Origin of the sequence: Devosia sp. (assembly GCF_028290645.1) — a bacterium.
Lineage (GTDB): Bacteria > Pseudomonadota > Alphaproteobacteria > Rhizobiales > Devosiaceae > Devosia_A.
Window position 1 is genome coordinate 1 of record NZ_JAQGJL010000250.1, and the last position, 6,596, is coordinate 6,596.

5 protein-coding genes and 1 pseudogene are annotated in these 6,596 nt (G+C 66.2%); 4 read left to right on the forward strand and 2 right to left on the reverse strand.

Annotated features, from left to right (window positions below; all coding sequences use genetic code 11):
• Window positions 1-206 precede the first annotated feature (206 nt).
• The gene (locus JWQ89_RS13745; protein WP_299641905.1) at window positions 207-2,216 is read left to right on the forward strand and encodes an aldo/keto reductase; all 2,010 of its coding nucleotides are present in this window, start codon (window positions 207-209) and stop codon (window positions 2,214-2,216) included.
• 103 nt (window positions 2,217-2,319) lie between these two features.
• Here JWQ89_RS13745 and JWQ89_RS13750 read toward each other — a convergent pair whose 3' ends face one another.
• A complete protein-coding gene (locus JWQ89_RS13750; protein ID WP_299641907.1) occupies window positions 2,320-3,057 on the reverse strand; it encodes a hypothetical protein in 738 nt (245 codons plus the stop codon).
• A gap of 313 nt (window positions 3,058-3,370) precedes the next feature.
• Between JWQ89_RS13750 and JWQ89_RS13755 the strand changes: the two genes are divergently transcribed.
• Genes JWQ89_RS13755 through JWQ89_RS13765 form a run of 3 tightly spaced genes read left to right on the forward strand, consistent with a single transcriptional unit; the run spans window position 3,371 to window position 5,096 of the window.
• Window positions 3,371-3,763 (forward strand): hypothetical protein, encoded by a 393-nt coding sequence (locus tag JWQ89_RS13755; RefSeq protein ID WP_299641909.1) that lies wholly within the window; start codon window positions 3,371-3,373, stop codon window positions 3,761-3,763.
• A gap of 11 nt (window positions 3,764-3,774) precedes the next feature.
• Window positions 3,775-4,281, forward strand: a complete 507-nt coding sequence (locus tag JWQ89_RS13760; RefSeq protein WP_299641910.1) for a sigma-70 family RNA polymerase sigma factor — start codon at window positions 3,775-3,777, stop codon at window positions 4,279-4,281.
• A complete protein-coding gene (locus JWQ89_RS13765; protein WP_299641912.1) occupies window positions 4,278-5,096 on the forward strand; it encodes an anti-sigma factor in 819 nt (272 codons plus the stop codon). The genes JWQ89_RS13760 and JWQ89_RS13765 overlap by 4 nt, the downstream gene beginning before the upstream one ends.
• Before the next feature lie 188 nt (window positions 5,097-5,284).
• Here JWQ89_RS13765 and JWQ89_RS13770 read toward each other — a convergent pair.
• Window positions 5,285-6,457: pseudogene (locus JWQ89_RS13770) on the reverse strand (alpha-hydroxy acid oxidase).
• Window positions 6,458-6,596 lie beyond the last annotated feature (139 nt).

Here is a 6,596-nt window from a genome sequence, read left to right on the forward strand (position 1 = left end):
GCGCTTGAGTTGGGCATCGTTACAATGCCCGCGCGCGAAATGACAAGCTCAGGGCGCGGGTGAAGCGGAGAGCGATGGCGGCCGGCCTTGACGGGGAAGATCGATGTCGACGAACATCTCGCCTCGACGCCCGGTTCCCACCTCTCGGATCAGTGCCGGCCACGGCATGCGCCTGATCCTCCAAACCGCATCGCCAGGAGACTGACATGACTGCTACCGCCCCGATACGCTGGGGGATCATCGGCCCGGGCGCCATCGCCAAGGATTTCACCCGCGGGCTGAAGGACTCGCGGCTCGGCAGGCTCGAAGCCATTGCCACCCGCAATCCTGGCAAAGCCGGTCTCAAGGACGATTTTCCCGGCGCACGCGTGGTTGAGGGCTACGACGCGCTGCTGCGGGATCCGGATGTCGACGCGGTCTACATCGCCATCCCGCATACCGGCCACGCCGAGTGGGCGATCAAGGCGGCCGAAGCCGGCAAGCACGCGCTGGTCGAAAAGCCGATGGCGCTTTCGGCCTTCGAAGTCGATGCGGTGATCCATGCCCACAAGAAGGCCGGCACCTTTGTCGGCGAGGCCTTCATGTACCGTCTGCACCCGCAGACCCAGAAGCTCTGGGACCTCGTCGCCTCAGGCGCCATAGGCGAGGTACGCGCCATCAAGTCGAGCTTCGGCTTCCAGATGGGCAAGTTCATCCCCGAGCACCGGCTGTTCGCTTCCGAACTGGCGGGCGGCGGCATCCTCGATGTCGGTGGCTATCCGGTCTCGATGTCGCGCTTCATCGCCGGCGCGTCTGCGGGGAAGCCCTTCCTCGATCCGGTAAAGGTCTCCGGCATGGCCCGGCTCAATGCCGAAGGCACCGACGACTGGGCCGCCGCACTGCTGCAGTTCGAGAACGGCATCATCGCCGAAGTCAGCTGCTCGGTCTTCGTCAACCAGGAGAACGTGCTCCGCATCCTCGGCTCGACCGGCCGCATCGAGGTGCCGAACTTCTGGTTCGCCAATGGCGACCGAGCCGGCGGCGAAGGCAAGATCGACATCATCCGTAATGACGGGACGCACGAAACCGTCAGCGTCGGCAAGCAGAAGCACCTGTTCTCTTTCGAGGCCGACGCCGCTGCCGAAGCCATCCTGGCCGGCAGGCAGGAGCTCGCTGCGCCCGGCATGACCTGGGCCGACAGCCTCGGCAATGCCCGGACGCTCGACAAGTGGCGCGCCGATGCCGGCATCGAGTACTCGGTCGAGAAATCTGCGAAGCGGGTGAATACGCTGGTCGGTCGTCCGCTCCAGTCCGGCGGCACGGTGATCCCGAAGCGCGCGATCCCCGGCCTTGGCAAGCAGGCGTCGGCCGTCGCCCTGGGCTTCGAGGATTTCCGCACCTTCCCGTCTGGCGCGATCCTCCTCGATGCGTTCTGGGAGAAGGGCGGCAACCTGTTCGACACCGCCTTCGTCTACGGCGCCGGCTACACCGAGAAGCTGTTCGGCGAGTGGCATACCAGCCGCGGCACACGCGAGGAGGCAGTGCTGATAGGCAAGGGCGCACATTCCCCGCTCTGCTACCCGGACGTGATTGCAAAGCAGCTCGACCAGTCGCTGAACCGGCTGCAGACCGACTATGTCGACGTCTACTTCATGCACCGCGACAATCTCGAGGTGCCCGTCGGCGAGTTCGTCGACGCGATGGACGCCGAGGTGAAGCGGGGCCGCATCCGCGGGCCCTTCGGCGGCTCGAACTGGACCAAGGAGCGCTTCGACGAGGCCATCGCCTATGCCGACCGCACCGGCAAGCAGCGGCCGGGCGCGCTCTCCAACAACTTCGCGCTCGCCGAAATGCTCGACCCGATCTGGGCCGGATGCGTCACCGCCTCGACCGACGACTGGAAAGCCTGGCTGAAGGCGCGCCAGATCCCTAACTTCTCCTGGTCGAGCCAGGCCCGCGGCTTCTTCACCGACCGCGCCGGCCGCGACAAGACCAGCAACGAGGAACTGGTGCGCGTCTGGTACAACGACCGCAATTTCGGCCGCCGCGATCGCGCCGTGGAGCTCGCGGCAAAGCTCGGCAAGAGCCCGATCCACGTGGCCCTCGCCTATGTGCTGGCGCAGGGTTTTCCCTCGATCCCGCTGATCGGGCCGCGCACGCTCCATGAACTCGACGACAGCCTCGAGGCGTTCGAGATCCAGCTGACGCCGGAACAGGTGGCCTGGCTGGAGGGCTGAGCGCACCTGCGACGGACCGACAGCCCAGCAAAAAGGCTTCCTCACCCGCCGCTTCGCGGACTGGGTGAGGGGGCCTTTTGTCTCAACCGAGGAGGTGCCAACCCTAGCCCTTCGAGTTCCGCGCCTCCCACCATGCCGTCCACCCCTGTTCCAGTTCCGCGAAGGCGGCGTCCGACAGCCCGAACGTGGTGAGCAGCACCGAGCCGCCGCCATGCGGACCACCGTTGGGCGGCCGCTTGTCGGTCACCACCAGGAGGCCGTCGCCCCATGCGGGGACGGTCATGCCGACCTGGTTAGCCGAGTGATGCCACACGGTGCCGGTAACCCGGTCACCCACCGGCAGGTTGGCCGTCACCGCTTCCCCGGCCGGCGTCGCCTTCAGCGGAGCGAGCCCGAGCCCCTCGATCGGCAGCGTGCCGCCCTCCGGCAACTGCGCAGAGAGGAACAGCGTGCGGCGCTTTTCGCCTGGGTGACGTTCGATGAGGAGCCGCATCTGCTCGAAGAAGGTGATCCAACCCTCCCAGGTGTCCTCGTAGAGCGCACTCCAGTCGCCTCCCACGGCAGGCCCCCCGCGCATGACACGAAGCGCCGTGCCGCCCGGTGCTGCGGCCAGCTCGATGCGGTCGGCGATGCCCTCGTATTCCCCGAACGCCAGCACCTTGCTGGCTTCGTCCGCGCGGGCGTGGTCGAAGAAGATGACCTGGATCTCATCGCGCAGCGTGTCGGCGTCCCAGCCGAACCAGTTGAGCATCTGGTCGGGTTGCCGCAGTGCCTGCCAGACGGTTTCCACCGGCGCGGCGATCGTCATCTCGAGGACGACTTGCTTCTGTTGCTCGGCCATTCCGGCTCTCCCCTCGGTTGAGTACCACCCACGTCCTGATGCCGGAGGCGCGGCCATCGCGCCACCGGCAGCGTGGCGCTGCCGACCATCTTGCGCCTTCATTCGATGGTCGTCACATGGCCTCTTGCGGGGCCGTCGCATGGACCTCGCCGCACGACGAACAGGCACCGGAGCAGGCATCCACCCGCTTTGCGAACGCGATCAACGGCTTGCGCGAAAAATCTCGGACGGCCGCGGATTAAACCGCGAGGCGCGGTGTTGATCACCTTAGGACGGGTTGATCGACCACGTCCGCATCCAACGGAGGCACATCATGAAGCTTGCAATCACGCTCGGCGCTGCCGTGCTCGCGCTGCTCTCGACAACCGCGTTCGCCGAAGACTATGTCGGCGGCGCCATCAAGACCACAGAGATCGGCGGCAAGGAAGTGCTGGTCGGCGCCAACGACATGACGCTCTACACCTACGACAAGGACACGGCGGGCGTCACCAACTGCTACGACAAGTGCGCCGAGAACTGGCCGCCGCTGATTGCCGACGCCGCTGCCGCTGCCGAGGGCGATTTCACCCTCGTCGATCGCACCGACGGCACCAAGATGTGGGCCTACAAGGGCAAGCCGCTGTACTTCTGGGTCAAGGACCAGAAGCCCGGTGACACCACCGGCGACATGGTCGGCAAGGTCTGGCATACTGCGGTCGAGCAGTAAGCCGGCAGCCCATGGACTTCCTGGACGAGATCGAAGCGACGGTACCGGCATTGCGGCGCTATGCACGGGCATTGACCCGAAATGCCGATCGCGCCGACGACCTCGTCCAGGATTGCCTGGAGCGCGCCATCCGCAAGCGCAACCTGTTCGTCCCGACCGGGCCGCTGCAGGCCTGGCTCTTCCGCATCCTCATCAACCTGTGGCGCAACGACCTCCGCTTCGAGCGCCGCCGTGGAGACCACGTTCCTATCGATAGCCTGGTATCAGAACCGTCCGTGCCGCCCGCGCAACATGGGCGCATCGCGCTCGCCGAGATGTCCCGCGCCATCGACCGGCTTCCCGACGACCAGCGCGAGGCGGTGCTGCTTGTCGTCTTGGAGGGCCTGAGCTACCAGGACGCTGCGGGCGTTCTCGGCATTCCCGCCGGCACGCTGATGTCGCGGCTGGGCCGCGCCCGTGCCGCGCTCCGCACATTGACCGGCAGCGGCGATGAACCCCGATTGAGGTCGGTCAAATGACGAACCGCCCCCCGATTTCCGAAACCGATCTGCACGCCTATGTCGACCGCAAGCTCACTCCGGAGCTCCGCGGCGAGGTCGAAGCCTGGCTCGCCTCCCGCCCCGACAAGGCCGCCGAGATCGCCAACTGGCAGCGCCAGAACGAGGCGCTGTCGGCGCTGTTCAACGGCGCCGCCGGCGAGACCGTGCCGTCGCGGCTCGATCCGCACCTCATCGCTCGCTCGCCCGCCGCCCGCCGCAATTTCGGCTGGCCCCAGCTCGCCGCCGCCGCGGTGGTGACGCTGGCGCTGGGTGGCGCGCTCGGCTGGGCCGGACGCGACTTCTTCAAGCCGGCCGAGAGCTACGAGCTGATCGCCTCGGCGGTGACCGCGCACGCCCTGTTCGTCAAGGAAAACCGCCACGCCGTCGAGGTCGCAGCCACGGACAAGGACCACCTCGTCTCCTGGCTTTCCAACCGCGTCGAACGGCCGATCAACCCGCCGGACCTGACGCCCGACGGGTTCAGGCTGGTCGGCGGCCGCCTGCTCCCCGGCTACGGCGAAGAGCCCAACGGACCGGCCGCGCAACTGATGTACGAGAATGCCGCCAAGGAGCGGCTCACCGTCTACATAACTGCCGCCCTGCCCGATCGCCGGACCGAGCGGGAATTCACCACCCTCGACAATCTCGATGCGTTCTACTGGGCCAACGACAAGATCACCTGCACCGTGGTGGGCGACCTGCGGGACGACCAGATGAAGGCAGTAGCGAAGAAAGTCTACCAGCAGCTCACCTGGCGTCCCGACGGGGGATCGGGGGAGAGGCGGGGGACGTAGGGTCCGCGGGACAAGGATAAACGAAACGCCGGTGCTCGCGGACCCCCACCCCTGTCCCCTCCCCCTGAACTGGGGGAGGGAGACCCCTACACTGACATCGAAGTTGAAGTCTCCCTCCCCTTCTTAAGGGAAGGGGACAGGGGTGGGGGCAACTCGCACCGGGTCCGCCAGCGACGTTCGCTTGACGCTCAGTACCCCTGCCGCTTCAGCAGATCGTTCGAATAGATATTGTGGAGCCCGACGTTCCGGACATCGCGCTCGCCCATCAGGGCCATCGTGATGTCCATCTCCTTGTTGATGATCTGCAACGCCCGGGTCACCCCCGCTTCACCGCCCGCGCCGAGCCCGAAAGCCATGGCGCGGCCGACGAAAGTGCCCTTGGCGCCAAGCGCCAGCGCTTTCAGCACATCCTGCCCCGACCGGATGCCGGAATCCATCAGCACCTCGGTCCGCTCGCCCACCGCATCGACGATCTCGGGCAGCACCCGGATGGTCGAGGGCGCGCCGTCGAGCTGCCGCCCGCAGTGGTTGGAGACGATGATGCCGTCAGCCCCGTTCTAGACCGCCAGCCGGGCGTCCTCGGCATCGAGGATGCCCTTGACCACCACCGGCCCGCCGAAGCGCTTCTTGATCCAAGCGATGTCCTTCCAGTTGAGCGTCAGGTCGAACTGCGTCGCCGTCCACTTCGAAAGCGAGGCGAGGTTCACCGCCTCGGTGACGTGCCCGGCGATATTGCGGAAAGTGCGCCGCTTGGTGCCGAGCATGCCGAACGTCCAGGCCGGCTTGGTGGCGATCTCGAACAGGAATCGCGGCGTGATTGGCGGCGGCGCGCGCAGCCCGTTGCGGATATCCTTGTGGCGCTGCCCGAGGATTTGCAGGTCCATGGTGAGCACCAGCACCGGGCACTTCGCCGCCTTGGCACGATCGATCAGCCGCTCGATGAACGGCTTGTCGCGCATCACGTAGAGCTGGAACCAGAACGGCTTCGTCGTGTTCTCGGCGACGTCCTCGATCGAGCAGATCGCCATGGTGGAAAGGGTGAACGGGATGCCGAACTTCTCGGCCGCCCGTGCCGCCTTGATCTCGCCGTCGGCCGACTGCATGCCGGTCGAGCCCACCGGCGCGATCGCCACCGGCATCGATACCGGCTGGCCCATCATCGTCGTCGCGAGGTTGCGGTTCTCGAGGTTCACCGCGACGCGCTGGCGGAGCTTGATCTTTTCGAAGTCAGAGCTGTTCTCGCGATAGGTGCTCTCGGTCCAGGCGCCTGAATCGGCATAGTCGAAGAACATCTTCGGCACCCGGCGCCGGGCAGCCTTCATCAGGTCTTCGATGGTGAGATACTTGTCGAGATTGGCCATGTGCGCCCCGGGAAGTCGTTCGCGCTTTCTAGTTCGCTGACATGTCAGTGGTCAATGCGACGTTGGTGAGGACGTTTGCATCGCCCTGTGACCGCCGACCCCCACCCCTGTCCCCTCCCCCTAAGAATGGGGAGGGAGA